This window comes from Micromonospora sp. CA-269861 (assembly GCF_050948505.1).
Lineage (GTDB): Bacteria > Actinomycetota > Actinomycetes > Mycobacteriales > Micromonosporaceae > Micromonospora.
The window spans coordinates 1,582,832-1,608,332 of the sequence record NZ_CP192014.1; the positions used below are offsets into that span (position 1 = coordinate 1,582,832).

General features: G+C 71.8%; 22 protein-coding genes. 16 read left to right on the top strand and 6 right to left on the bottom strand.

The features are described from left to right. Positions 1–10: 10 nt before the first annotated feature. The 6 genes from ACQP0U_RS07305 (at position 11) to ACQP0U_RS07330 (ending at position 6,863) form a co-directional block, all read left to right on the top strand. The gene (locus ACQP0U_RS07305) at positions 11–940 is read left to right on the top strand and encodes a bifunctional riboflavin kinase/FAD synthetase (protein WP_433316911.1); all 930 of its coding nucleotides are present in this window, start codon (positions 11–13) and stop codon (positions 938–940) included. Positions 941–1,139: 199 nt separating this feature from the next. After that, positions 1,140–1,409 carry a 30S ribosomal protein S15 gene (gene rpsO, locus ACQP0U_RS07310; protein WP_030337594.1) on the top strand — a complete coding sequence of 90 codons (270 nt, stop codon included), beginning with the start codon at positions 1,140–1,142 and terminating at the stop codon, positions 1,407–1,409. 227 nt (positions 1,410–1,636) lie between these two features. Further along, a complete protein-coding gene (locus tag ACQP0U_RS07315; protein ID WP_433316913.1) occupies positions 1,637–4,024 on the top strand; it encodes a polyribonucleotide nucleotidyltransferase in 2,388 nt (795 codons plus the stop codon). 47 nt (positions 4,025–4,071) lie between these two features. Then, complete coding sequence (locus ACQP0U_RS07320) at positions 4,072–5,469, top strand: M16 family metallopeptidase (RefSeq protein ID WP_433316915.1); 1,398 nt, start codon at positions 4,072–4,074, stop codon at positions 5,467–5,469. 59 nt (positions 5,470–5,528) lie between these two features. After that, positions 5,529–6,296, top strand: coding sequence for a 4-hydroxy-tetrahydrodipicolinate reductase (dapB, locus tag ACQP0U_RS07325; protein ID WP_433316917.1), 768 nt, complete (start codon positions 5,529–5,531; stop codon positions 6,294–6,296). A gap of 96 nt (positions 6,297–6,392) precedes the next feature. Then, complete coding sequence (locus ACQP0U_RS07330) at positions 6,393–6,863, top strand: GNAT family N-acetyltransferase (RefSeq protein ID WP_433316919.1); 471 nt, start codon at positions 6,393–6,395, stop codon at positions 6,861–6,863. Positions 6,864–6,985: 122 nt separating this feature from the next. Here ACQP0U_RS07330 and ACQP0U_RS07335 read toward each other — a convergent pair whose 3' ends face one another. Next, on the bottom strand, positions 6,986–9,091 hold the full coding sequence (locus tag ACQP0U_RS07335) for an amylo-alpha-1,6-glucosidase (RefSeq protein WP_433316921.1): 2,106 nt from the start codon (positions 9,089–9,091) through the stop codon (positions 6,986–6,988). 157 nt (positions 9,092–9,248) lie between these two features. Between ACQP0U_RS07335 and ACQP0U_RS07340 the strand changes: the two genes are divergently transcribed. From ACQP0U_RS07340 to ACQP0U_RS07355, 4 genes are all read left to right on the top strand, one after another. Beyond that, positions 9,249–10,226 carry a LacI family DNA-binding transcriptional regulator gene (locus ACQP0U_RS07340; RefSeq protein WP_433316923.1) on the top strand — a complete coding sequence of 326 codons (978 nt, stop codon included), beginning with the start codon at positions 9,249–9,251 and terminating at the stop codon, positions 10,224–10,226. 24 nt (positions 10,227–10,250) lie between these two features. Further along, positions 10,251–11,501: a sugar ABC transporter substrate-binding protein gene (locus ACQP0U_RS07345; protein WP_433316925.1), complete on the top strand. Its 1,251-nt coding sequence runs from the start codon at positions 10,251–10,253 to the stop codon at positions 11,499–11,501. Between the two features lie 73 nt (positions 11,502–11,574). Then, complete coding sequence (locus tag ACQP0U_RS07350; protein ID WP_433316927.1) at positions 11,575–12,696, top strand: carbohydrate ABC transporter permease; 1,122 nt, start codon at positions 11,575–11,577, stop codon at positions 12,694–12,696. A 1-nt stretch (position 12,697) separates the two neighbouring features. Then, complete coding sequence (locus ACQP0U_RS07355) at positions 12,698–13,585, top strand: carbohydrate ABC transporter permease (protein WP_433316929.1); 888 nt, start codon at positions 12,698–12,700, stop codon at positions 13,583–13,585. A 42-nt stretch (positions 13,586–13,627) separates the two neighbouring features. On the opposite strand, the gene ACQP0U_RS07360 is transcribed toward ACQP0U_RS07355, so the two are convergent. Continuing rightward, the gene (locus ACQP0U_RS07360) at positions 13,628–14,209 is read right to left on the bottom strand and encodes an N-acetyltransferase family protein (protein ID WP_433316931.1); all 582 of its coding nucleotides are present in this window, start codon (positions 14,207–14,209) and stop codon (positions 13,628–13,630) included. Between the two features lie 35 nt (positions 14,210–14,244). On the opposite strand from ACQP0U_RS07360, the gene ACQP0U_RS07365 reads away from it, so the two are divergent. Then, a complete protein-coding gene (locus tag ACQP0U_RS07365) occupies positions 14,245–15,519 on the top strand; it encodes a glycosyltransferase 87 family protein (protein WP_433316933.1) in 1,275 nt (424 codons plus the stop codon). Here the strand turns inward: ACQP0U_RS07365 and ACQP0U_RS07370 are convergent. Continuing rightward, complete coding sequence (locus tag ACQP0U_RS07370) at positions 15,418–15,969, bottom strand: N-acetyltransferase family protein (RefSeq protein WP_433316935.1); 552 nt, start codon at positions 15,967–15,969, stop codon at positions 15,418–15,420. The two genes, ACQP0U_RS07365 and ACQP0U_RS07370, sit on opposite strands and share 102 nt — an antisense overlap. A gap of 79 nt (positions 15,970–16,048) precedes the next feature. Between ACQP0U_RS07370 and ACQP0U_RS07375 the strand changes: the two genes are divergently transcribed. The 5 genes from ACQP0U_RS07375 (at position 16,049) to ACQP0U_RS07395 (ending at position 21,974) form a co-directional block, all read left to right on the top strand. After that, entirely contained in the window at positions 16,049–17,278 is a 1,230-nt protein-coding gene (locus tag ACQP0U_RS07375) for a winged helix-turn-helix domain-containing protein (protein ID WP_433316937.1), read from the top strand. A 4-nt stretch (positions 17,279–17,282) separates the two neighbouring features. Beyond that, positions 17,283–17,990: a DUF2752 domain-containing protein gene (locus ACQP0U_RS07380; protein ID WP_433316938.1), complete on the top strand. Its 708-nt coding sequence runs from the start codon at positions 17,283–17,285 to the stop codon at positions 17,988–17,990. Between the two features lie 528 nt (positions 17,991–18,518). Beyond that, positions 18,519–19,259, top strand: a complete 741-nt coding sequence (gene thyX / locus ACQP0U_RS07385; protein ID WP_184188768.1) for an FAD-dependent thymidylate synthase — start codon at positions 18,519–18,521, stop codon at positions 19,257–19,259. 47 nt (positions 19,260–19,306) lie between these two features. After that, positions 19,307–20,233 (top strand): 4-hydroxy-tetrahydrodipicolinate synthase, encoded by a 927-nt coding sequence (gene dapA, locus ACQP0U_RS07390; protein ID WP_433316939.1) that lies wholly within the window; start codon positions 19,307–19,309, stop codon positions 20,231–20,233. A gap of 52 nt (positions 20,234–20,285) precedes the next feature. Next, positions 20,286–21,974, top strand: coding sequence for a ribonuclease J (locus ACQP0U_RS07395; RefSeq protein WP_433316941.1), 1,689 nt, complete (start codon positions 20,286–20,288; stop codon positions 21,972–21,974). Positions 21,975–22,053: 79 nt separating this feature from the next. Here ACQP0U_RS07395 and ACQP0U_RS07400 read toward each other — a convergent pair whose 3' ends face one another. From ACQP0U_RS07400 to ACQP0U_RS07410, 3 genes are all read right to left on the bottom strand, one after another. Further along, a complete protein-coding gene (locus ACQP0U_RS07400) occupies positions 22,054–23,133 on the bottom strand; it encodes an LPXTG cell wall anchor domain-containing protein (RefSeq protein WP_433316943.1) in 1,080 nt (359 codons plus the stop codon). 123 nt (positions 23,134–23,256) lie between these two features. After that, entirely contained in the window at positions 23,257–24,915 is a 1,659-nt protein-coding gene (locus tag ACQP0U_RS07405; RefSeq protein WP_433316945.1) for a YbjN domain-containing protein, read from the bottom strand. Continuing rightward, positions 24,912–25,391, bottom strand: coding sequence for a YbjN domain-containing protein (locus ACQP0U_RS07410; RefSeq protein ID WP_433316947.1), 480 nt, complete (start codon positions 25,389–25,391; stop codon positions 24,912–24,914). The genes ACQP0U_RS07405 and ACQP0U_RS07410 overlap by 4 nt, the downstream gene beginning before the upstream one ends. Positions 25,392–25,501: the final 110 nt, after the last annotated feature.

The window sequence follows — 25,501 nt, forward strand, 5'->3', positions numbered from 1 at the left end:
GAGGAACGGCATGCAGCGGTGGCGGGGCTACGACGCGGCGCCCGGCGGGTGGGGACGCTCGGTGGTCACCATCGGCGTCTTCGACGGCGTGCACAAGGGGCACCAGGCGACCATCGGGCACACCGTGGCCCGCGCCCGCGAGTTGGGCGTGCAGTCGGTGGTGGTCACCTTCGACCCGCACCCGGCCGAGGTGGTCCGCCCCGGTTCGCACCCGGCGGTGCTCACCGAACCGGCCCGTAAGGCCGAGCTGATCGAGGCGCTCGGCGTGGACGTGCTCTGCGTGGTGCCGTTCACCCCGGAGTTCTCCCGGGTCCCTGCCGAACAGTTCGTGCACGACGTGCTGGTCGAGCACCTGCACGCGGCGTTGGTGGTGGTCGGCAGCAACTTCCGCTTCGGGCACCGGGCGGCCGGCGACGTGGCGTTGCTGGAACGGCTGGGTCAGACGTTCGGCTTCGGCGTCGAGGGCGGCCCGTTGGTCGCCGAGGACGGCACCGTCTTCTCCTCCACGTACATCCGGTCCTGCGTCGACGCGGGCGACGTGGGCGCGGCGGCCGCCGCGCTGGGCCGCCCACACCGGGTGGAGGGCGTCGTGGTCCGCGGCGACCAGCGCGGCCGGGAGCTGGGCTTCCCCACCGCCAACCTGCTCTGCCACAAATACGCGGCGGTGCCCGCCGACGGGGTGTACGCGGCCCGGCTGATCCGCCGCGGCCAGCGTGAGCCGCTGCTGGCGGCGGTGTCGGTGGGCACCAACCCGACCTTCTCCGGCCGGGAGCGGCGGGTGGAGGCGTACGCGCTGGACTTCTCCGGCGACCTGTACGGCGAGCGGCTGGCCCTGGACTTCGTGGCGCACCTGCGGGGTCAGATCCGGTACGACTCGATCGAGCCGTTGATCGCCCAGATGAATCAGGACGTCGAGCGCACCCGGCGCGTCCTGGCCTGATCGACGTGGGGTGAGGGGGTGCCACCGAGGCCCTTCGCCGGGTGTTACCGGCGAGTGCTGGTAGTCTTGCCGGGACGTCGGGTGACCGGCGTGGGGCCTCGCGTGCCTGCTCGACGCCGCGGGTGCGAGGTACCGGTCCGTTCCCGGTCCACCGGGACGACGGACACCCACTTGATCAACCCACCGAAACAGGGAGAACATGGCGCTCGATCAGGAAGCCAAGGCCAGCATCCGCGCGGAGTACGCGACCGCCGAGGGCGACACCGGTTCGCCGGAGGTCCAGGTCGCGGTCCTCACCAAGCGGATCGCCGAGCTGACCGAGCACCTGAAGGTGCACAAGCACGACCACCACAGCCGCCGTGGGCTGCTGCTGCTGGTCGGCCGGCGCCGTCGGTTGCTCAACTACGTCCAGAAGAAGGACATTGCCCGCTACCGGTCGCTCATCGAGCGGCTCGGTCTGCGCCGGTGACGTGACGGGGGAGTGGCCGGACGGCCGCTCCCCCGTACCGCGTCCCACCTGAGGAAACACGGGCCGCGCGACCACCCGAGAGGGAGCCGGTCAGCGTACCGGTCTCCGGTAGTGGCCCCCGGGAACCCCGGCATCATGCCGGCCACCCGGGCGCTTCGATCGAAGACCGGCCGGCTGAGCAGCTCCCCGATGTCGTGGGCCCACGACGCGAAGGAGCACGACAGCACATGACCGAGACCAAACTCGGCACCGAATCCCGCACCGCCGTGATCGACAACGGGTCCTTCGGCACCCGCGAGATCACCTTCTCCACCGGTCGGCTGGCTCGCCAGGCCGCCGGTTCCGTCATCGCCCAGCTGGGCGAGACGGTGGTTCTCTCCGCCACGACCGCCGGTAAGCACCCGAAGGAGCAGTTCGACTTCTTCCCGCTGACCGTCGACGTCGAGGAGCGGATGTACGCCGCGGGCCGCATCCCCGGCTCGTTCTTCCGCCGTGAGGGTCGGCCCAGCGAGGACGCGATCCTCACCTGCCGGCTGATCGACCGGCCGCTGCGCCCGTCGTTCGTCAAGGGCCTGCGCAACGAGGTCCAGGTCGTCGAGACGATCCTCGCGCTCGACCCGCAGCACCCGTACGACGTCGTGGCGATCAACGCCGCCTCGATGTCGACCAAGCTGTCCGGCCTGCCGTTCTCCGGCCCGATCGGTGCGACCCGCGTCGCCCACATCGACGGCCAGTGGGTCGCCTTCCCGACCCTGGAGGAGCTGGCCCGCGCCACCTTCGACATGGTCGTGGCCGGCCGCACGCTCGACGACGGCGACGTCGCGATCATGATGGTCGAGGCCGAGGCCACCCCGAACGCCGTCGCCCTGATCTCGGCCGGTGCCACCGCCCCGACCGAGGAGGTCGTCGCCAGCGGCCTGGAGGCCGCCAAGCCGGCGATCCGTGAGCTGTGCCGCGCGCAGAGCGAGCTGGCCGAGGTCGCCGCCAAGCCGGTCACCGAGTTCCCGGTCTTCCTGGACTACCAGGACGACGTCTACGACGCGGTCGCCGAGCTGGCCCGCGCCGACGTGGCCGAGGCGATCACCATCGCCGGCAAGGCCGACCGCGAGGAGGCCCTGGACCGGGTCAAGGCCCGGGTCGCCGAGGAGCTGGGTGCCCGGTTCGAGGGTCGGGAGAAGGAGCTCAGCGCTGCCTTCCGGTCGTTGACCAAGTCCGAGGTGCGCAACCGCGTGCTGCGCGAGCAGGTCCGCATGGACGGGCGTGGCCCGCGCGACATCCGGGCGCTGACCGCCGAGGTCGGCGTGCTGCCCCGGGTGCACGGTTCGGCGCTGTTCGAGCGCGGCGAGACCCAGATCCTGGGCGTCACCACGCTGAACATGCTCCGCATGGAGCAGATGGTGGACACGCTGTCCCCCGAGAACCGCAAGCGCTACATGCACAACTACAACTTCCCGCCGTACTCGACGGGTGAGACCGGCCGGGTCGGCTCGCCGAAGCGTCGCGAGATCGGCCACGGCGCTCTCGCCGAGCGTGCGCTGATCCCGGTGCTGCCGTCGCGCGAGGAGTTCCCGTACGCCATCCGGCAGGTGTCGGAGGCGCTGGGCTCCAACGGCTCCACCTCGATGGGTTCGGTCTGCGCCTCGACGCTGGGCCTGCTCTCCGCGGGTGTCCCGCTGAAGGCGCCGGTCGCCGGCATCGCGATGGGGCTCATCTCCGACGAGGTGGACGGCAAGACCCAGTACGTGACGCTCACCGACATCCTCGGTGCCGAGGACGCGTTCGGTGACATGGACTTCAAGGTCGCCGGCACGCCGGAGTTCGTCACCGCGCTCCAGCTCGACACCAAGCTCAACGGCATCCCGTCGGACGTGCTCGCCGCCGCGTTGCAGCAGGCGAACGAGGCCCGGCAGGTCATCCTCGGTGTCATGAAGGCGGCGATCGAGGCTCCGGCCGAGATGTCCGACTACGCGCCGCGGGTCACCACCGTCAAGATCCCGGTCGACAAGATCGGCATGGTGATCGGCCCGAAGGGGCAGACCATCAACGCGATCCAGGACGAGACCGGCGCCGAGATCTCCATCGAGGACGACGGCACGATCTACGTCGGCGCCACCAACGGCCCGTCGGCCCAGGCGGCCGTCGACCGGATCAACGGCATCGCCAACCCGACGCTGCCGAAGCAGGGCGAGCGGTTCCTCGGCACGGTGGTCAAGACCGCCGCGTTCGGCGCGTTCATCTCGCTCCTGCCGGGCCGTGACGGCCTGCTGCACATCTCCAAGGTGGGCGACGGCAAGCGGGTCGAGCGCGTTGAGGACTTCCTCAACGTCGGTGACCGGGTCGAGGTCGAGATCGCGGACATCGACGCCCGCGGCAAGATCTACCTCGACAAGGTCCGCCCGGAGGGCACCGAGGCTCCGGCCGCCGGTGACGCCGCCGCTGGCGACCGGCCGGCTGGTCGGGACCGTGGCGACCGGGCTCCGCGTGACCGTGGCGACCGTGAGCGCGGCGGCGACCGTGGCGGGCGTGGCCCGGAGCGCGGCGGCGAGGGCGGCAACGGCGGCGGCGAGGGTGGCGAGGGCGGCGAGCGTCCGCGCCGCCGGACCCGGCACAGCTGATCGTCGTACCACGCATCACCCACCCCTCGTCGAACCGGGAGCACCACGTGAGTCGGGCCATCAGCGCGCCGTTTCCACCGGATCGACGGGGGGTGGCCCCGTCTCGGGACACCGGGGCGGGCCGCTCCGGCGGCACCGCCCGCGCGGTGACCCGGACGATCAGCGACGACCCGCTGGGCGGCACGGTACGACGTACCGTGCTGCCCAGCGGCCTGCGCGTCCTCACCGAGGCGATCCCGGCGATGCGCAGCGTCTCGTTCGGCATCTGGGTGGCGGTCGGCTCGCGCGACGAGACCGGCCCGCAGGCCGGTGCCGCGCACTTCCTCGAGCACCTGCTCTTCAAGGGCACCCACAAGCGCACCGCACTGGAGATCTCCTCGCAGATCGAGGCGGTGGGTGGTGAGACAAACGCCTTCACCACGAAGGAATACACCTGCTACTACGCCCGCGTGCTGGACGAGGACCTGCCGCTGGCGATCGACGTGATGTGCGACCTGGTCGCCGACTCGCTGTTGGAGCCGGCCGACGTCGAGACCGAACGTGGCGTGATCCTGGAGGAGATCGCCATGCACGACGACGAGCCGGGTGACGAGGTGCACGACCTCTTCGTCCAGGCCGTCTACGGCGATCACCCGCTGGGTCGGCTGATCTCCGGCACCGCGGAGACCGTCACCCCGATGACCCGTCGGCAGATCCAGAGCTTCTACCGGGGTCGCTACACCGCGCCGCAGATCGTCATCGCCGCCGCCGGCAACCTCGACCACGCCGCGGTGGTCAAGATGGTCCGTCAGGCAGTGCGTGACACCCCACTGGACAGCGACCCGGCCAGCCCCGCGCCGCACCGCGCGGCGACCCCTGCGGTACGCACCAAGCCGGCGACCACACTGGTGGAGCCGAAGGAGACCGAGCAGGCGCACGTCATCATCGGCTGCCCCGGCATCGACCGGCTCGACGATCGGCGGTTCGCCCTCGGGGTGCTCAACAACGTGCTCGGCGGCGGCATGTCCAGCCGCCTCTTCCAGGAGATCCGCGAGCAGCGCGGCCTCGCGTACTCGGTCTACTCCTACGCCAGCCAGTACGCCGACAGCGGCCTGTTCGCCGTCTACGCCGGCTGTGCGCCGGGCAAGGTGGACGAGGTGCTGGCCCTGACCCGCGCCGAGCTGGCCCGGGTGGCCGCCGACGGGTTGACCGAGGCCGAGGTGGCCCGGGGCAAGGGGATGAGCAAGGGCTCCTTCGTGCTCGGCCTGGAGGACACCGGTTCCCGGATGAGCCGGCTGGCCAAGGGCGAGCTGCTCTACGGCGACCTGATGCCCGTCGACGAGCTGCTCCGCCGGGTCGACGAGGTCACCGTGGAGGACGTGAACGTCCTCGCCGCCGAGCTGCTCAGCCGACCGATGTCGCTGGCCGTGGTGGGTCCGTTCGGCGCTGGCGACTTCACGGTCTGAGGGCTGTCGCTGCCGGTCCCGCCGCAGCGGCGCGTCCCGATTGGGATAGGTTGTGCCCCGTGACTGACGAGCAGGAGAAGACCCCGGCCCAGCAGCTGCGGGTCGGTGTGTTTGGCGCGCGCGGCCGGATGGGCATCGAGGTCTGCAAGGCCGTCGACGCCGCCGACGACCTCACCCTGACGGCGTCGATCGACCAGGGCGACAGCCGTGCCGCCGTCGCCACCGCCGAGGTGGTCGTCGACTTCACCACGCCGGACGTCGTCATGGACAACCTCCAGTGGTGCATCGAGCAGGGCATCAGCGCGGTGGTCGGCACGACCGGCTTCACCGAGCAGCGGCTGGAGCAGGTGCGCGGCTGGTTGGCCGACAAGCCCGAGGTGGGCGTGGTCATCGCCCCGAACTTCGGCATCGGCGCGGTGCTGATGATGCAGTTCGCCGCGCGCGCCGCCCGACACTTCGAGTCCGTCGAGATCATCGAGCAGCACCACCCGCGCAAGCTGGACGCCCCGAGCGGCACCGCCACCCACACCGCCCGGCAGATCGCCCAGGCCCGCGCCGAGGCCGGCCTCGGCCCGGTGCCGGACGCCACCAAGGACGAGGTGCCGGGTGCGCGCGGCGCGGAGATCGACGGGGTACGCGTCCACGCGGTGCGCGCCACCGGCCTGGTCGCCCACCAGGAGGTGCTGTTCGGCGGCACCGGCGAGACGCTGACCATCCGGCACGACTCGTACGACCGGGTGTCGTTCATGCCGGGTGTGCTGCTGGCCGTCCGCGCGGTACGCAACCGCCCCGGCCTCACCGTCGGCCTGGACGCCCTGCTCGACTGACCCGCGTCGCGGCACCACAGATCTTGGACAGTTTCCGTTCAGCGCTGACGGAAACTGTCCAAGATCTCGGCGTGTGCGGCGGGTAGCATCCGCCAAATGATCAATGCGGGACACCTGGACCGGGCCGGGCGGCGGGTCACGCTGCGGCCGGTCGACGACGACAACTGGCGGGCGGTGGCCGACGTCGCCCCGCGCGACGACCAGCGCCGGTTCGTGGCCGCGCTGGGCGCGCGTTACCTGCTGCTCAGCATGCGCTCCGAGGTGTGGAACTCGCTCGCCGTGTACGCCGACGAGGCCGTCGTCGGCCACGTGATGTGGGGCGTGGACGACGACGGCTCGCACTGGATCGGCGGGATGCTCATCGACGCCGCCGAGCAGGGCCAGGGGATCGGCCGGGCCACCGTGCAGACGCTGGCGCCCTGGCTGGCGGCCCGGGACGGCAACCCGGCGGTCCGCCTTTCGTACCACCCCGACAACACCCCGGCAGCGACTCTCTACGCCTCCCTGGGCTTCGTCCCCACCGGCGCCCTCGACGACGACGAGGTGATCGCCGAACAAACCCGCTAACCCCCGCCCCTCCTTCCGCGGGATCTTGCACTCTCTGTCGAGACGTACCGTGGCAATCCGCCCGTTCGCCAACCGAAACTGCAAGATCGCCGGGGCGGGGGCACCCAGGTCACCCGTGGGGGTTAGTGGGGGAGGGTTTGGGTTGCCGGTTGGCGTTGGGTGGGGAGGGTTGGGGTCAGTGCGGTGGGGAGGCCGGTGACCGTGGCATCGCCGGAGTTGTTGACCGCGACGTGCACCGGCGTGTTGGCCACGCGGAGGCCGCTGACCGCCACGGCACCGAGTTCCGCTCCGGCCAGGGGTGCCAGCCGGACCGTGCCGCCCGGTACGTCCGGGTAGAGCCCGGTGGCTGCCTGGAGCAGCAGCACCGCCCCTGTCGCGGCCCACGCCTGCGGTCGGCACGAGGCCGGGTACGGCACCGGGCGGCTCACCACTGCCCGGTCGTCACCGCCGTACAGCTCCGGCATCCGGTAGTCGAACGCCTCGGCCGCGCTGAGCAGCCCTTCGGCCAGGCCGAGCGCGGCCTCGCGGTGCCCGGCGCGGGCCAGCCCACCGAGCACGATCGCGGTGTCGTGGGTCCAGATCGAGCCACAGTGGTACGACAGGGGGCTGAAGCCGGCGTCGTCGCTGGACATGGTGCGGAGCCCGAAACCGGCGGCCATCGTGTCGGTGGTGAGCAGGTGGGCGACCTGGGCCTCCTCGTCCCGGTCGAGCAGGCCGGTGCCGAGCAGATGGCCGATGTTGCTGGTCAGCGAGTCAACGGGGCGCTTGTCGCGGTCGAGGGCGAGCGCTGGTTGCGGGCCGTGGCGGCCGTCGACCCAGAAGCTCTTGCGGAACCGGCCGACCAGCGCGGCGGCGTGCTCGCGCCAGCGGTCGGCGTCCGGTCGGCCGAAGGCGTCCAGCAGGGCGGCGCCGTTCACGGCCGCCTCGTGCGCGTACCCCTGCACCTCGGCCAGCACGATCGGCGCGGTGGCCAGCGTGCCGTCATGGAATCGGACGGCGTCGCCGGAGTCCTTCCACCCCTGGTTGGACAGCCCGTGCCCGGTGGTGTCGACGTACTCGACCAGGCCGTCACCGTCCGGGTCGGCGTGCTCGCCGAGCCAGCGCAGCGCCGCCTCCAGGTGCGGCAGCAGGGGTTCGATCTGCTCGGCGGGCATTCCCCACCGCCACGCGTCGTGCAGCAGGTTGACCCAGAGCATTGTGGCGTCGACGGTGCCGTAGTACGCCGGCGGAAGGCGCAGGCCGTTGTCGGGCAGTGCGAACGCGTGGCGGCGCAGCTCGTGCAGGATCTTGCCGGGGGCCTCGCCGGTCGCCGGGTCGGTGCGGGTGCCCTGTCGACGCGCGAGCACGCGCAGGGTACCGGCGGCCAGGTCGGTGCCGAGCGGCAGCATCATCCGGGCGGCCCAGAGGCTGTCCCGGCCGAACAGGGTGAGGAACCAGGGCACCCCGGCGCCGAGGAACACGTCGCCGGGTGTGCCGGTCTCGGCCAGTCGGAGGCCACGCAGGTCGTCCAGGCTGCGGTCGAGGAGTCGGACCAGCCGTCGGTCGTCGGCGGTCACCTCGGGTCGGGACCATTCGGGCTCGCCGGCCGGTCCGACGACGACGGCGCGGGGGTCGTCGACTGTCACCCGCCAGCGCAGCACGGTCTCGCTGCCGGGGGGCAGGTCGACCGGCCAGACCAGCCGTGGCGCGGTGGCCCACTCGCCGTCGGCGAGCACGTCGGCGTCCGGCGCGGTGACGGTGACGGTGATCCCGGTGGCCGACCAGGTGAGCGTGCCCGGCTGGCCGGTTTTGGCCTCCAGCGCGTCGGCGGCGCCGCCGGACTTGACCACCTCGATGGGTGCCAGGTCGCAGCCGAGGTCGACGGTGACGGTGGCCCGTACGCCGACCGTGGCGGTGGAGACGATCCGCAGCTCCTCGGTGAGGCCGTTGCGGGCGGCCCGGCGGATTCGGTCGACCCGGACGGTGGGGTCGGGCGTGGGGTCGCCGAGCCAGCGGGCCAGGCTCACGAAGTGCGCGCCGTGCGGGCCGTCGTCGCCGCGGGTGAGCCCTTCGAGCTCCCGCTCGTCGACCCGCAGTTCGGCGCGGGAGAGCACCCGGGCATCGGCGTGGAAGACGCCCTGGACGCCGGTCGGGCGGATCTGCCCGGTCGCGTCCCCCAGTGCGCTGGTCGGGGCGAAGACCACCCCGACCAACTCGTGCAGGAGGGGTTGCAGCTGGCGTTCGATCACGGTGTGGCTCCAGATCCTCGGGGTGCGGGGCGGACATCTTGACAACGCGCCCCTGGCGGTGCAAAGTGCGAAACATTCCAGAAACTTGAACGATCCAATACTGCCTTATCCAAATTGGATCGTTCAAGATGGCGAGAGGGATTAAGTGGCCGAAAAGGTGACCATCGCGACGGTGGCCCGGCACGCCCGAGTCAGCCGGCAGACGGTGTCCAACGTGCTCAACAGCCCGCACATCGTGCGGCAGGAGACCCGTCAGCGGGTCGAGGACGCAATCAACGCGCTCGGCTACCGGGCCAACCAGGCCGCCCGACAGATGCGCACCGGCCGGTCCCGCCTCATCGCCGCCCGGATCGACCCGACCCGCGACGGCATCAACGGCTCCGTACTCGACCGCTTCCTGCACGGCCTCACCGAGACCGCCGACGCCGCCGGCTACCGGGTGCTGCTCTACACCGCCACCGACGACGACCGGGAGATAGCCACCTACGGCGACCTGCTCGGCACCTACGAGTTGGACGCGTTCGTGCTGGTGGGCACCAAGTACGGCGACCCGCGTACCGCATGGCTCGCCGACCGGGACGTGCCGTTCGTGACCTTCGGACGCCCGTGGGACGCGCTCGACGCGCACCCCTGGGTGGACGTCGACGGCGCCGCCGGCACCGCCCAGGCCACCCGACGCCTGCTGGACGCCGGCCACCGGCGGATCGCATTCATCGGCTGGCCGGTCGGCTCCGGCGTCGGCGACGACAGGCGTGCCGGCTGGCGTGACACGCTGCGCGCGGCCGGCGTCGACCCCGCCGGGCTGCACCGGGAGACCGAGGACGGCATCGCCGAGGGCGAACGTCTGATGCGTGACCTGCTCGTCGCCGTTGCGCCGAGCGCGGTGGTCTGCGCCAGCGACTCACTCGCCCTCGGCGCCCTCCAGGCGATCCGCGGCGTCGACCCGCCGGTGTCGGTCATCGGCTTCGACGACACCCCGGTGGCCGCCGCGGTCGGGTTGACCAGCGTCAGCCAACCGCTCGGCGAGGCCGCCGCCCGCTGCGTGGACCTGCTCACCGGGGTCCTCGACGGCGACCACGAGACCCCCACCCCCGTGCTGCTCCAGCCCTCGTTGGCACTGCGGCACACCGCGTAGTCCCACCCCCCACCAGGAGAAACCATGGCAACTCGAACAATCACCCGGGCAGCGGTGGCCGGCCTCGCCGCCGTCGCCCTCCTCGGCTCCGCCGCCTGCGGCAGCGGTTTCGACGACTCGTCCGGCGACACCACCCAGTCCAGCGGCCCGGCCAGCCTGCAGATCATGATCGGCTCGTCCGGCGAGGCCGAGACCAAGGCCGTGCAGGACGCCGCCGCGAAGTGGGCCACCAGCTCCGGCAACACCGCGACGGTCACCCCGGCACAGGACCTCACCCAGCAACTCGGTCAGGCCCTCGCCGGCGGCACCCCGCCGGACGTCTTCTACGTGGACGCGGCCCAGTTCGCCAACTACGCGAGCGTCGGCGCCCTGGAGCCGTACGGCGACAAGGTCAGCAACTCGAGTGACTTCTACGAGAGCCTGCGCACCACGTTCACCTACGACGGCAAGCTCTACTGCGCGCCCAAGGACTTCTCCACGCTGGCCCTCCAGATCAACACGGACCTGTGGACCAAGGCCGGGCTGACCGACGCCGACGTGCCGACGACCTGGGAGCAGTTCACCGCCGTCGCCCAGAAGATCAAGGCCAAGGGACACGTCCCGCTGGCCCTCGGCGACACCCGGGACCGGATCGGCGCCTTCCTGGTGCAGAACGGCGGCTGGCTGGTGAGCAAGGACGGCAAGCAGCCGACGGCCGACACCCCGGAGAACCTCGCCGCCCTCCAGTACGTCAAGACCATGCTGAGCACCGGCCTGGCCAAGTACCCGAAGCAGCTCGACGCGGGCTGGTCCGGTGAGGCGTTCGGCAAGGGCAAGGCCGTGATGACCATCGAGGGCAACTGGATCAAGGGCGCCCTCCAGAACGACTTCCCGAACGTGAAGTACAAGGTGGTGGCGCTGCCGGCCGGTGCCAAGGGGCAGGGCACGCTCTCCTTCACCCAGTGCTGGGGCATTGCCGCGAAGAGCAAGTACAAGGACCAGGCGATCGAGTTCGTCGAGGCGATGACCAGCGGCGAGCAGCAGATGACCTTCGCGAAGGCGTTCGGTGTCATGCCGTCCCGCCAGTCGGCGCGCGACCAGTACACCGCCGCCTTCCCGGCGGACAAGGTGTTCATCGACGGTGTCGCGTACGCCCAGGGCCCGGTCAACGCACCGAAGATGGACAGCGTCCTCAAGGACCTCGACACCGGTCTGCAGGGGCTGGCCAACGGCGACCCGAAGACCGTGCTGCAGAACTTCGACAAGAACGCCAAGGCGGCGCTCGGCGGCAGCTGAGGTGCTGGCGGGGGCTCCGGCGACCACCGGGGCCCCCGCCGCACGTCGGCCGGAGAAGAGGAAGGGAGGGAAGATGGCAACCGAGACACTGACCGCCGTGGCGACCGCGCGCGGGACCGACCCCCGCCGACGCAAGGGCGGCATCCGGAGCAACGAGAACCTCGCCGGCTGGCTCTTCGTCGCGCCGGTGATCGTCATTCTGGGGTTGTTCCTGCTGCTGCCGATCCTGATGGCGTTCTGGGTGAGCCTGACCGACTGGAACGGCCAGGGCAGCCCGTTCACCGGCGACGTCCCGATCGTCGGCGCACACAACTACACCGAGTTGTTCACCGAGGACGGGCTGGCCCGTCGCGACTTCATGACCAGCATCCGCAACAACATCTACTACGTGGCGATCGTGGTGCCGACGCAGACAGTGCTCGCGCTCGGACTGGCGCTGATCGTCAACAACCGGATGCTCAAGGGCAAGAGCTTCTTCCGCAGCGCCTTCTACTTCCCCTCGGTCACCAGCTCGGTAGCGATCAGCGTGGTGTTCCTGTTCCTCTTCGCCAACTCCGGCGCGGTGAACGCGCTGCTCGGCTTCCTCGGGATCGACGGTCCGGAGTGGTTCGCCGACTCCCGGGGCGTCCTGCACCTGCTGTTCGGCGTGGTCGGCGTCGACTCGCCACCTTCGGCGCTGACCGATGGCGGCCCGTTCGGGCTGAGCTGGTGGGACTGGTTGGCCGGCCCGAGCGTGGCGATGATCTCGATCATCACGTTGGTCGTCTGGACCACCTCCGGCACCTTCATGCTGATGTTCCTGGCCGGACTGCAGAACGTGCCGGTCACGCTGGACGAGGCGAGCACCCTCGACGGCGCGTCCCGCTGGCAGCGCTTCCGGTACGTCACCCTGCCGATGATCAGGCCCACCACGTTCCTGGTGCTCACCCTCGGCATGATCGGCTCCTGGCAGGTCTTCGACCAGGTGTACGTGATGAGCCAGGGCGACCCGGCCAAGACCACGCTCACCCCGGCGTACCTGTCGTACCGGACCGCCTTCCGGGACTTCGAATACGGCTCCGGCGCGGCGATCTCGTTCGTCCTGTTCCTGATCATCATCGTGCTCACCCTGATCCAGCGCCGGGCGCTGGCCGAGCGGGACACCGACCGGCCGCGTCGCGGCTGGTGGCGTCGGCGCGTACCGGAGAGGTCCTGAGATGGCCGTGCTCACCGACCGCCCGGCGGCGGCGCCCGCGCGGCGCCACGAGCGCGCGGCCCGCACCCTGGCCACCCGCTTCCTGGGGTACGCCACGCTTGTCTTCTTCGGGCTGGTGTTCCTCTACCCGTTCGTCATCCAGATCGGCAACGCGCTCAAGACCGAGCCCGACGCGGCGGCGAACCCGCTGTCGCCGTTCCCGGACCCGCTCACGCTGGCCGGTTTCGAACGGATCTTCGCCGGCACCAACTTCCCGCTGTGGCTGGGTAACTCGCTGCTGGTGACGGTGCTGGTCACCATCGGCCGGGTCTTCTTCGACTCGCTCGCCGGGTACGCGCTGGCCCGGCTGCGGTTCCGCGGCCGCGGCGGGCTGTTCGCCGCCGTCATCGCGGTGATGGCGGTGCCCGGGGTGGTGCTGCTGATCCCGAAGTTCCTGGTGCTCAACCAGCTCGGGCTCTACAACAGCTACGCCGGTCTGGTGGTGCCGCTGCTGGCCGACGCGGCGGGCGTGTTCATCATGAAGCAGTTCTTCGAGTCGATTCCGGTGAGTGTCGAGGAGGCCGCCCGGATCGACGGGGCGAGCATCTTCCGCACCTTCTGGTCGGTGGTGCTGCCGATGGCGAAACCGGCGCTGATCACCCTCACCATCCTGTCGTTCCAGGGCTCCTGGAACGAGTTCCCGCACAGCCTGGTGTCGGTGCAGGACCCGGACCTGTTCACCCTGCCGCGCGGGTTGGCGGACCTGGTCAGCGGCTCGCTCGGCAAGGGCACCCAGTACCCGCTCAAGCTCGGCGCCGCGCTGCTGGCCACCATCCCGGTGGCGATCATCTTCGTGGTGTTCCAGAGGTATTTCGTCCGCGACGCCAACGACGGCTCGGACAAGGGCTGACCGGAAGGGTGTGGCGGCCCGACCGGGGCCGCCACACCCGGTTCACTCGGCCGGAACCTTCTCGGTCGGCACGCCCACGTGCAGGCGCACCTGCGGCACCAGCATGTCGTCGACGTCCAACGCCCGGGCCGCGCCGTCGAGCTCCCACCCGGTGCTGGTGAGGAACTTGCGGGTCGCCTCGTCGCCGTCGAACGCCCAGGCCACCGCCCGGCTCATGCCGTCCTCCCGCCACAGGTCCACGGCGGCGGCGAGCAGCCGACTGCCGTGCCCGCGCCGGCCCCAACGCGGCTCGACCAGCAGGTCGGTCACGGCGGCCACGTCCGGGCCGAGCGCGTCGGCCGGCTCACCCGGAGCGAGGGCCTCGCCGTCGGCCGGGCCGGAGGCGGCGAACCCCACCAGATACGATTGCTCGGCCTGTTCGACGGCGACCAGCACCCGGTGCGCGCCGGAGGGCGGCTCCAGCACCGCGGCGCTCCACCGCCGGGCGAGGAACGCCTCGTCCAGGTTGTCGAGCACATGCCGAGGCAGGATCCGGCGGTACGCGACCCGCCAGGTCGCGAGCTGGATGCGTGCGATCTCGCCGGCGTCCTCGGGACGCGCCGGGCGGACGTACCCGAGAGCCATGGGACGGAAGCCTACGCAGGGCGGGGGAGACGACGGTGGCGCAGGGTGCCAACAGGACGACCACGCAGGTCGTCGGGGTGGTGGTGCTCGCCGCGGCGGTCACCGGGTTCCTCGCCGTCGCGGCCGTCCGCCACGGTTTCTTCGACCTGAAGGTCTACTACGGCGCGTTGACCTGGTGGGTGCACGACGGCGGGGAGATCTACGACTACCTGAAGCCGGGCACCCAGTACGGCTTCACCTATCCGCCGTTCGCCGCGCTCGTCATGCTGCCGATGGCGTACCTGCCGTGGTCGGCCGCGATCGTGGTGAGCGTGCTCGCCAGCGTGGCCACCACCACGGTGCTGATCTGGTGGCTGGTCGACCCGATCGCCCGCCGCGCCGGCTGGACCCGGTGGTTCGCCCTCGCCGTGGCGCTGTGCCTGGCCGCCGCGTTCGAGCCGATGCGGGAGACCGTCAACTTCGGGCAGGTCAACACGCTGCTGCTCTTCCTGGTGGCGGTGGACCTGCTGCGGCTGCTGCCGGCCGGCAACAGGTGGACCGGGGTGGGCATCGGCCTCGCCACGGCGATCAAACTGACCCCTGGCGTGTTCATCGTCTACCTGCTGGTGACCGGGCGGTGGCGGGCGGCGCTCACCGCCAGCGGCACGGCCGCCGGGGTGTCGCTGCTGGCCGCCGCGCTGTTCCCGGACGCGTCCCGGGAGTTCTGGACCGAGGCGCTGTGGAACACCGGGCGGGTGGGCGAGCTGGCCTTCGTCTCGAACCAGTCGCTGCGCGGGGTGGTCGCCCGGCTCGACCCGCAGCACCCGAGCACAGTGCTGTGGCTCGTGCTGGTGCTCGGCACCCTGGCGCTCTGGGCCTGGCGGTCCCGGGCCGCCGTCGCAGCAGGTGACGAGGCGACCGGCCTGGCGCTGACCGGCGCCGTGATGTGCCTGGTCAGCCCGGTCACCTGGGTGCACCACCTGGTCTGGCTGCTGCCCGCGTTGATCCTGCTTGTCGACAACGCGATGGCCGCGCCGGCCGGCCGCCGACGGCGGGTCCTGCTGGTCGCCGCGACCATCGGGTACGCGCTGCTGATCAGCCGGACCGTCTGGTTCTGGGAGAAGGACTTCAGCGGCGTCGACGGCTTCCTGGGCAGCAACGCCTACGTGTGGATCAGTCTGGCGCTGCTGGCCTTCCTGCCGATCCGCCGGTGGCTGACCCGGGGTGGGTCAGCGGTCGAGGCGTCCGGCGTACCGCAGCTCGACCAGCCCGACGGGCGGGCCCCCGCCGGCCAGCGGCACCTGGTAGGTCGACCGCTCACCGTCAGGTGACAGGCCGGCGCGCTCGCAGAACCGGCGGGCCCGCTGGTTGTCCGCCAGCACCCACGCCCGGTAGCCTGCCCAGCCCCGCTCGGTGAGCCCGCTCCGGGCGGCGTCGAGCAGCGCGGCGGCGGTCCCGTCACCCCAGCGGGCCGGCTCCACGTAGAGCGCCACCACCTCGCCGACCGTCGGGTCCAGGTCGTCCCGGTCCTGGTTGCGGCGGTACGGCCCGAAGGTCGTGAAGCCCACGACCAACCCGTCCACCTCGCCGAGCAGAGTGGTGAACGGGTGCTCCGGGTCGGCGGTGCCGACGTCGCGACGACGCTGCGCCCAGGCCACCACGTTGAGCCGTCCGAGCACCTCGTCCGGCATGAAACCGGCATAGCCCGCCTGCCAGCCGTGTACGTGCACCCGGGCGACCGCCTCGGCGTCGTCCGGCTCCTCCCGACGGATGGTCAGCATTGCACCGTTCTATGCCCCGTTGGTCGTCACGTCCAGCTTCCCGCACCGGCGTCGTACCGATGAATTAAGGTCGCCGACGATGACCGCACCGGAATCACTCTCGCTCGCCCAGGCCCGCCGCGTGGCGCTCACCGCCCAGGGCTTCGCCGACCCCGCGCCGACGGGCGTGCCCACCCGCCGGCACCTGCGCCGGGTGCTGGGCCGGGTCGGGCTGATCCAGATGGACTCGGTAAACGTGCTGCAACGCGCGCACTACCTGCCGCTCTACAGCCGGCTCGGTCCCTACCCGACCACCCTGCTCGACCAGGCCGCCTACCGACGCCCGCGGGAGCTGTTCGAGTACTGGGGGCATGAGGCGTCGCTGGTCCCGGTGGAGCTGCACCCGATGCTGCGCTGGCGGATGGCCCGCGCCCACAGCGAATCCTGGGGCGGCATGCGGCGGATCGCCCAGGAGCAGCCGGAGCTGGTCGCCTGGGTCCGCGACGAGGTGGCCGCCCGAGGGCCGTTGACCGCCGCCGAGATCGAGCACGACGCGCCCCGGGAGACCGGCAACTGGGGATGGAACTGGTCGGCGGTCAAGCGGGCGTTGGAGTTCCTGTTCTGGGCCGGGGAGGTGGTCGCCGCCGAGCGCAGCACCTCCTTCGCCCGCCGCTACGACCTGCCCGAGCGGGTGCTGCCCGCAGCGGTGCTGGCCGCGCCCACCCCGACCGACGCCGAGGCGTACCGCACGCTGGTGGCCCTCGCCGCGCGGTCGCTCGGGGTGGCCGCCGAGCCGGAGCTACGCGACTACTTCCGGTTGCCGCTGGCCGGCGCCCGGCAGGCCGTCGCGGAGCTGGCCGAGGCCGGTGAGCTGCTCCCGGTCACCGTGCCGGGCTGGCGACAGCCCGCGTGGCTGCACACCTCCGCCCGGCTGCCCCGCTGGGTGCGGGGCAACACACTGGTCAGCCCCTTCGATCCGCTGATCTGGGAACGCGCCCGTACCGAGCGGTTGTTCGACTTCAGCTACCGGATCGAGATCTACGTCCCGGCGCCACAGCGGGTCTACGGCTACTACGTGTTGCCGTTCCTGCAGGGCGACCGGTTCACCGCCCGGGTCGACCTGAAGGCCGACCGCAAGGCCGGGGTGCTGCTGGTGCCGGCCGCCTGGCTCGAACCCGGCGCCGACCCGGGGGAGACCGCCGTGGCGCTCGCCGCAGAGCTGTACCGGCTCGCCGGCTGGCTCGGCCTGGACGCGGTGGCACCGCCCGCGGCCGGCGACCTGGCCGGTCCGCTCACCGCCGCGTTGGCGGGCGTGTCCGGTGTACCGTGAGCGCGTGACGAGCGCTCCCGGACCGGTCGACCAGCCGCAGCCCGCCCCCGGCGCGGTCCACACGGCTCAGGCCGACACTGGTCCCGGCGACGTGAGTCCCGGCGGCGCTGTTTTTGGCGGCGCTGTGCCCGGCGGCGCGGTTTCCGGTGGCGCGGTTTTTGGCGGCGCGGTTTCCGGTGGCGCTGTCCCCGGCGGCTTCGGGCCCGGCGGCTCGGGTCCGGAGGTGTGGCCGACGACCCCACCGGGTGGTTACGCGGCGCCTGAGCCGGATCGGCTCACCCGGTTCGTGCTGCGGCTCTATGAACGTTCCCCGCGCTGGGCGGTGCCGCTGGCCGCGCTCGGCTGCGTCGCCATCGGCATGAGCTACGCGCTGCTCAGCAACCCGACCCACGCCGACCCGGACGCCGCACCCACCTGTCTGCTCAAGTTGACCACAGGGCTGGACTGCCCGGGCTGTGGCGGCACCCGCGCACTCTGGTACGTGCTGCACGGCGACCTGCCGGCCGCCGCCCGGCACCACTTCCTGTTCGTCTTCGCGCTGCCGTTCCTCGCGTACCTCTTCGTGGCCTGGGCGGGAAGCCAGGCGTTCGGTTGGCGACTGCCCGAGCTGCGGATCAGCTCGAAGGTCATCGGCGGTTTCCTGGCCGCGTGGCTGGCCTTCTCGGTGCTCCGCAACCTGCCCTGGGCGCCGTTCACCTCGCTCTACGTCTGACCTGCTGCCGCGCCGCCCGCCCTCGGCGCACCTCGCCCGGCGCACCCCGCCCTCGGCGCTCCTCGCCCGGCGCTCCTCGCCCTCGGCGCTCCTCGCCCGGCGCTCCTCGCCCCAAGATCGTGCTCGATCCTGGATGTAGTGGTGTCGGGCGCGGCGGATGCCACTACATCCATGATGTTGCGCGATCTTGCGGGTGGGAGCGCGCGATCTCGCGGGTGGGACCGGGTGACGAGTCGCTCGGGTCGCTCGGGTCGCTCGGGTCGCCTGGGCGGCCCATCCGCCAGGGCTGATGCGGCCCATCCGCCAGGGCTGATGCGGCCCATCCGCCAGGGCTGATGTCGTAAACGGTTCAGCTCCAAAGGACGCCGCCTGGAATGTCCGCGCCGGCCTCGACGACGATGCGCGGAACCCCGGCCCACGCCGGGGGCGTCGTCGGCTCTGCCGCTGCCTGAGTGATCGACATTGCAGGGGGCGCGCCTGAGTTGGGCCGGCAGGCACCGCACTACTACAGTCCCAGGAATGCCGGACATGGTGCAGCCCCAGGTCAAGTTGATCGCGTGGACCCAATTCGCGGCCCCGGACGACGTGCCGTGGTCGACCGACGCGGAGGGTGGCCAGGCGCTCGCCGAGTTCGCCGGCCGGGCCTGCTACCAGTCATGGAAGAAGCCGAACCCGGCGACCGCCACCAACGCCGGCTACCTGGCGCACATCCTCGACGTCGGCCACCTGAGCGTGCTGGAGCACGGGTCGGTCACCTTCTACTTCACCGGGGTGTCCCGCTCCTTCACCCACGAGCTGATCCGGCACCGGCACTTCTCGTACTCCCAGCTGTCCCAGCGCTACGTCCCGGAGCGGGACGCGGCAATGGTCGAGCCGGCAGTCATCGCCGACGACCCGGAGCTGCACAAGAAGTTCGTGGAGGCCGCCGAGGCGAGCGTCCGGGCGTACACCGAGTTGTTGGAGGGCCTCGAGCAGCGCTTCTCCGACGAGCCCAACCCGACGCTGCGCCGTAAGCAGGCCCGGCAGGCCGCCCGGGCGGTCCTGCCCAACGCCACCGAGACCCGGATCGTGGTCTCCGGCAACTACCGGGCCTGGCGGCACTTCATCGCGATGCGGGCCACCGAGCACGCCGACGTGGAGATCCGTGAGCTGGCCGTGGAGTGCCTGCGCCAGCTCCAGGGTGTCGCCCCGAACGTGTTCGCCGACTTCGTGATCTCGACGCTGCCGGACGGCACCGAAGTGGCGGCCAGCCCGCACGAGGCGTCCTGAGCCCTTCCCCGGCGGGCCCCGGCTGGTCGTCCGCTAGGTTGGAGGGTATGACGCACGACCACCTCGACGCCGCGGCCCGACCGGCGTCCCGCCCCTTCGGCCGGCTGCTCACAGCCATGGTGAGCCCGCTCACCCCCGACGGTTCCCTCGATCTCGACGGCGCCGCCCGGCTGGCGAGTTACCTGGTCGACGAGCAGGGCAACGACGCGCTGGTGGTCAACGGCACCACCGGCGAGTCGCCGACCACCACCGACGCGGAGAAGGAGCACCTGATCCGGGCCGTGGTGGAGGCCGTCGGTGACCGCGCCAAGGTGGTCGCGGGCGTCGGCACCAACGACACCCGGCACACCATCGAGTTGGCCGCCGCCGCCGAGAAGGCGGGTGCGCACGGCCTGCTGGTGGTCACCCCGTACTACAACAAGCCGCCGCAGAGCGGGTTGCTGCGACACTTCACCGAGGTGGCCGACGCCGCCGGCCTGCCGGTGATGCTGTACGACATTCCGCACCGCTCCGGCGTGCCGATCGACACCGAGACGTTGGTCCGGCTCGCCGAACACGGCCGGATCGTCGCGGTCAAGGACGCCAAGGGCGACCTGACCGCCACCAGCTGGGTCACCAGCCGGACCGCCCTCGCCTTCTACAGCGGCGAGGACGCCCTCACCCTGCCGGCGCTGGCCGTCGGTTCCGTGGGCGTGGTCGGCACCTCGACGCACTTCACCGGGGCGCTGACCGTACAGATGATCGAGGCGTACGACGCGGGGGACATGCTCACCGCGCTGGCCCTGCACCGGCGGCTGCTGCCGCTGTTCACCGGCATCTTCCGCACTCAGGGCACCATCCTGGTGAAGGCGGGCCTGGCGTCGCTGGGCCTGCCGGCCGGCCCGGTGCGACCCCCGCTCGTGGACGCCACCGACGACGAGATCGCCCAGCTGCGCGCGGACTTCGCGGCAGCGGGCCTGGAGCTGCCCGAATGAACGAACGACACGATGGACGTCGAGTGACGGCGTCGCAGAATGAGGTGGACGCGTGACCGAGGCGCACATCGAGGCGGAACTACCCCCGCCGCTGCCGGAAGGCGGCCTGCGGATCATCCCGCTCGGCGGGCTCGGCGCCATCGGTCGGAACATGACCGTCTTCGAGTACGACGGCAAGTTGCTGATCGTCGACTGCGGGGTCCTGTTCCCCGACGTCGAGCAGCCGGGTGTTGACCTGATCCTGCCCGACTTCGGTCCGATCCTGGACCGGCTGGCCGACGTCCAGGCGATCGTGCTGACGCACGGTCACGAGGACCACATCGGCGCGGTGCCGTACCTGCTCGCCCACAAGCCCGACATCCCGCTGGTCGGCTCACAGTTCACCCTCGCCCTGGTCGAGGCCAAGTTGGCCGAGCGGCGGATCCAGCCGTACACGCTGACCGTGCGGGAGGGCGGCCGCGAGCGGCTCGGCCCGTTCGAGTGTGAGTTCTTCGCGGTCAACCACTCGATCCCGGACGCCCTCGCGGTGGCCATCCGCACCCCCGCCGGCCTGGTGCTGCACACCGGCGACTTCAAGATGGACCAGCTGCCGCTGGACGGTCGGATCACCGACCTGGCCGGTTTCGCCCGGCTCGGCGCCGAAGGCGTCGACCTGCTGCTGTCCGACTCCACCAACGCGGAGATCCCCGGTTTCGTCACCCCGGAGCGGGAGATCGGGCCGGTGCTCGACTCGATCTTCGCGAAGGCCAAGGGTCGGATCATCGTGGCCTCGTTCGCCTCGCACGTGCACCGCGTGCAGCAGGTCTTCGACTCCGCCGCCGAGCACGACCGCAAGGTCGCGCTGATCGGCCGGTCCATGGTCCGCAACATGGGCATCGCCCGGGACCTCGGCCTGCTCAACATCCCGGCCGGCCTGGTCATCGGGATCGAGGAGGCGACCACGCTGCCGCCGGAGCAGATCGTGTTGATGTCCACCGGGTCTCAGGGTGAGCCGATGAGCGCGCTGGGCCGGATGGCCAGCGGCGACCACCGGCACATCACCATCGCCCCCGGCGACACGGTCGTGCTGGCCTCGTCACTGGTGCCCGGCAACGAGACCTCGGTCTACCGGGTGATCAACCGGCTGGCCCGGGCCGGCGCGGTGGTCGTGCACAAGGACGTGGCCAAGGTGCACGTCTCCGGGCACGCCCCCGCCGGGGAACTTCTCTACCTGCTCAACGTGGTCCGGCCCAGCAACCTGATGCCCGTGCACGGCGAGTGGCGTCACCTGCGCGCCCACGCCCGGCTCGGCATCGAATCCGGGGTTGCCGCCGACCGGGTGGTGCTCTGCGAGGACGGCGACGTGGTCGACCTGGTCGAGGGCCGCGCCAGCCTGGTCGGGCATGTGAAGAGCCGGTACGTCTACGTGGACGGCCTCGCCGTCGGTGACGTCAGCGAGTCGCTGCTCACCGAACGGCGGATCCTCGGTGACGGCGGTTTCATCGCCACCACGGTTGTCGTCGACTCGGTCACCGGCAAGGTGGTCGCCGGCCCGACGCTCTCCGCGAAGGGCTTCTCCGAGGACCCGGAGGCGTTCAACCCGGTGGTGCCGCTGGTCACCGAGGCGCTCAACCGGGCGGCGGCGGACGGCATCACCGACCCGCACCAGCTCCAGCAGATCGTCCGCCGGACCGTGGGGCGGTGGGTCAACGACAAGTACCGTCGTCGGCCGATGATCGTGCCCACCGTGGTCGAGGTCTGACCGCACGCGTCACGACGCCCGCCCGCACCTCGTGCGCGGGCGGGCGTCGCTGTCTCACGGCCGGACTCGCCGTTGCGGGTCAGCCGCGCTGGAGTCGGCGTCGCAGCAGGAGCAGCAGCCCGCCGCCGAGGGTCAGCAGTGACACGCCGATCAGGCTGTACGCGACGGCGTCCGTGCCGGTGCGCGGCAGTTCCGCCGACACCGGGGCGGGCGTGGCCGGCGGAGTGGTCGGGTCGGCCACCGGGCCGGGCGTGGCCGGCGGCGTGGTCGGGTCGGCCGATGGCGCGGTGGTGGCCCCGCCGCCGGAGCCGCCGCCGGTCAGGCGGAGCGTCACCGAGGTGTCCCGGTTGGTGTACCTGTTGGTCGGCGCGAGCCAGAGCCGAACGCTCGTCGTGCCGCCGGTGGCCGACACCCGCACGTCGAAGCTGTCCGTGGCGCCGTCCGCGAGGCGGCGCTCGCGCAGGATCTCGCAGCCCACGCCGTTCATCCGGCCGCTGTCGGAGCACCCCGGCGCGGTCACCCGCGCCCCGTCCGGGGTGGCGATGTTCAACGAGTACCCGCCGATGTCGAAGGTGCCGGTGTTCGTGACCCGTACCCGGATGGTCGCGGCGCCGTCCACGACCGGGCCGGCGGTGGCCTGTAGCCGCAGCGACGTGCGGTCCGGCCAGTTGATCCGGAAGTCCGTGGGTCGGTCGGTGCGGCCAGCGGCGTCCTGACCGGCGACGGAACCCCACCCGGTCACCCCGAAGACCGGCTGCGCGGCCGATGAGGTCACCGTCAGGCGGTACGTCCGATCGCCCCCGGCGGGCAGTTCCGCGCCGCCGCAGACCCAGGTCCTCGTCGCACCGTCGACGGCCCGGCAGTCGCCCCGCGAGGTCAGGTCGGCATCCGGTGGCAGGCGGAGCACGAAGAAGCCCTTCGCGGCCGTCCCTCCCTCGTTGACGACCTTGACCTCCAGCGGACCCGACGCGTGCCACGGGTCGCCGCCGAGGAAGACGATGTCGGCCCAAGCCAGGATCGTCGGCGCGGTGGTCCCGGCCGTCGTGCTCGGCGAGACGGTCGGCTCCGCAGCGGCGACGGTCGGGGCGGCGAGGGCGGACAGGGCGGACAGGGCGAGCACGGCGGCACCGAGAATGCCGGACCGGAGCGGGCGGTTCATGACGACTCCCGAGGGGTTGCGGTGGGTTGACGGCGGTATCACATCGGTGCCGTACTCCCGGTTGCGCGCTGTCGGATGTCGTGCAGTCGCGCGGCAACCGCAACCTTCTGCGCCCCTGGCGAATCAGGGCAGCGCGGAGACCGCCTCGGCGTACGCGACGCCGGTGGCGATGGCGGCATCCATGAGGACCCGCAACTGCGCCGGGGCCACCCCGTGCGCCAGGTCGGTGGCCACGTCGCCGGCCAGGACCAACTCGTCGCCGAGGTCGTGCGCGTACGCCTTGGGCAGCAGCCGGTCGTGGTTCCACGCGTTGCAGAAGGCGTACGCCTCGGCACGGCGGGCCGCTGGCAGCCGGCGGTTGGCCATGGCGCGGGCGTGCAGCACCTCACCGCGCTCACCGGCCCGCCGGAACTGGATCACCACACCGTCCCAGTGGCCGACCACTGTCTCGCCCTCGTCCACCAGGTACGTGTCGCCGCGCCCGTCCAGGACCGCGGTGATCATGGGGAGGGAGAGCGCGGACAACTCGCGGTCGCCCAGCTCAGCCTCGGCCTCTGACCGGTCGGTGTCGGGCTCGTCGGGCGCGTCAGGTTCGTCGTCGGTCGGCAACGGAACCGGTGCCGCGAGCGGGCGCTCGGCCAACCAGGCCGCCATCCGTCCGGAGTGGTGCCCGGTGCCGTTGCGCGCGTCGAAGCTGCCGGCCAACTCGCTGGCCACCCCCAGCAGCAGCGCCCCGAGCGTGGTGACGTCCAACTCGGTGGCAGTCCGCTCGCCGTACGCCGGGCGGGGCATCGTCCGCCCGCCCAGCCCGGCCTCCACGGCCAGCCCGCAGAGAAGTGCCCCGGCGGCGGCGAACTCCATGGCGGCGAGGTCGTCGGTCGGCCGGTCCAACCGGGGGAGCTGCTCGGCCAGAATGGTCAGCCCGCGTTCGAGGTGCCCGCCCAGCGCGCAGAACCGCAGGTGCGCGGCGAGATGCGGGAACGCCGCGCGCTCGCGCCGGTGCCGGCGGTACGCCCGCACGTGTGCCGCCGCCGCCCGCGCCGGCTCGCCGGTGCGCAGTTCGGGCAGCAGACCGGCGACCAGGTCCCGTTCCGGCTGGTCGGTGCAGGACTGCGGGTCGCCGTCGGATTCGGCGAGTTCGGTGAGCGCGGCGGTCCACTCGCCCCAGCCGGCCAGCAGCTCGGCGCGCCGGGCCGAGGCGCAGCCCGGGCAGCCGCCGGCCGGGCCGGGCCGTTTTCCGGACCATCGCTCGTACCAGTGCCGGGCGGTGGGCTCGTCGCCCAGGTGGTCGGCGATCCGGCAGTGCAGCTCCGCGACGGTCGGGGTGTCCGGACCATCCGCGCCGACGCGGTGGGCCAGGTCGTGCAGCAGGGACCGGGTCTGGTCCAGCCCGACCCGGGGGGTGCCGAGCAGCGCCTCCACCGCGTACCGCTGGTAGCGCAGCAGCAGACCGGTCTCCGTGTCGGTGAGCAGGTCGGGTCGGTGGTCGGCGGCGGCCCGGCAGCGCCGTACCGGCTCGACCAGACGCCAGCGCTCCCCGTGCAGCAGGTACGCCTCGATCAGCGCGAACCGCGCGTCCATCCCGGACCGGACGTCGCCGGCCGCGTCGGCGCGCTCGGCGAGCCGTTCCAGGGCCACCTGCCGGGCCGGGCCGTCGGGGAGGTCCCGGGCGTCGGCGAGCGCGGCCTCCAGCGCCGGTACGCGGCCCCGCGCGAGGCGGTCAGCAGGGCCGGTGGGTGGCGTGCCGGTACGGCTGCCGGTGAACTCGTCCCGGCCGGTCACGACGGCACCGCGCCGGGCAGTCGACGGACCGCCACGGCCAGTTGGCAGCCGGTGGAGATGCCACAGTCGAGCAGTTGGTCGAGCTGGTGTGGGCTGACCCCGCGTTCCAGGTCGGTGATCACTTCGCCGTACACCCGGGCCCGGCCGTCGTCGTCGACGTGCACGAACGCCTTCGGCCAGAGCCGGTCATGGTTCCAGGAGTTGCAGAACGCGTACAGGTCGGGCACCCGTTCGATGCCGAAGGTCGGATCGACCATGGTGCGGATCTGGAGCAGCTCCCCATCGCCGCCGACGCGGAGGAACCAGATCATGTTGTCGTCGAAGTGGCCCACCAGGTCGCCGTCCAGGGTCAGGCCGACGGACCGGCCGCGGGCAGCGAGCACCGCGGCGACCAGTTCACCGGTCAGCGGACGCAGTGCGCCAGGGTGCCCGGCCAGCGGATCGTCCGGATCGCCCTCGATTTCCGGCGACGCCATGGGGGCATCCCTTCTGAGGCGGATATCACGACCGGCGGTGGGGTTCGTGTTACGACGCGCGGACACGACCCGGAAAAGCGGGGTTCTGCCCGGCCCCACCGTTACCGTGA

What these genes read in the sequence shown, in the direction of transcription:
- ACQP0U_RS07355 (WP_433316929.1), top strand. Translation starts at nt 12,698, where the DNA reads ATGGCCGTGCTCACCGACCGCCCGGCGGCGGCGCCCGCGCGGCGCCAC.
- ACQP0U_RS07410 (WP_433316947.1), bottom strand. Translation starts at nt 25,391, where the DNA reads ATGGCGTCGCCGGAAATCGAGGGCGATCCGGACGATCCGCTGGCCGGG.
- ACQP0U_RS07330 (WP_433316919.1), top strand. Translation starts at nt 6,393, where the DNA reads ATGATCAATGCGGGACACCTGGACCGGGCCGGGCGGCGGGTCACGCTG.
- ACQP0U_RS07375 (WP_433316937.1), top strand. Translation starts at nt 16,049, where the DNA reads ATGACCGCACCGGAATCACTCTCGCTCGCCCAGGCCCGCCGCGTGGCG.
- ACQP0U_RS07345 (WP_433316925.1), top strand. Translation starts at nt 10,251, where the DNA reads ATGGCAACTCGAACAATCACCCGGGCAGCGGTGGCCGGCCTCGCCGCC.
- ACQP0U_RS07360 (WP_433316931.1), bottom strand. Translation starts at nt 14,209, where the DNA reads ATGGCTCTCGGGTACGTCCGCCCGGCGCGTCCCGAGGACGCCGGCGAG.
- ACQP0U_RS07370 (WP_433316935.1), bottom strand. Translation starts at nt 15,969, where the DNA reads ATGCTGACCATCCGTCGGGAGGAGCCGGACGACGCCGAGGCGGTCGCC.
- thyX (WP_184188768.1), top strand. Translation starts at nt 18,519, where the DNA reads ATGGTGCAGCCCCAGGTCAAGTTGATCGCGTGGACCCAATTCGCGGCC.
- dapA (WP_433316939.1), top strand. Translation starts at nt 19,307, where the DNA reads ATGACGCACGACCACCTCGACGCCGCGGCCCGACCGGCGTCCCGCCCC.
- ACQP0U_RS07315 (WP_433316913.1), top strand. Translation starts at nt 1,637, where the DNA reads ATGACCGAGACCAAACTCGGCACCGAATCCCGCACCGCCGTGATCGAC.
- rpsO (WP_030337594.1), top strand. Translation starts at nt 1,140, where the DNA reads ATGGCGCTCGATCAGGAAGCCAAGGCCAGCATCCGCGCGGAGTACGCG.
- ACQP0U_RS07305 (WP_433316911.1), top strand. Translation starts at nt 11, where the DNA reads ATGCAGCGGTGGCGGGGCTACGACGCGGCGCCCGGCGGGTGGGGACGC.
- ACQP0U_RS07400 (WP_433316943.1), bottom strand. Translation starts at nt 23,133, where the DNA reads ATGAACCGCCCGCTCCGGTCCGGCATTCTCGGTGCCGCCGTGCTCGCC.
- ACQP0U_RS07350 (WP_433316927.1), top strand. Translation starts at nt 11,575, where the DNA reads ATGGCAACCGAGACACTGACCGCCGTGGCGACCGCGCGCGGGACCGAC.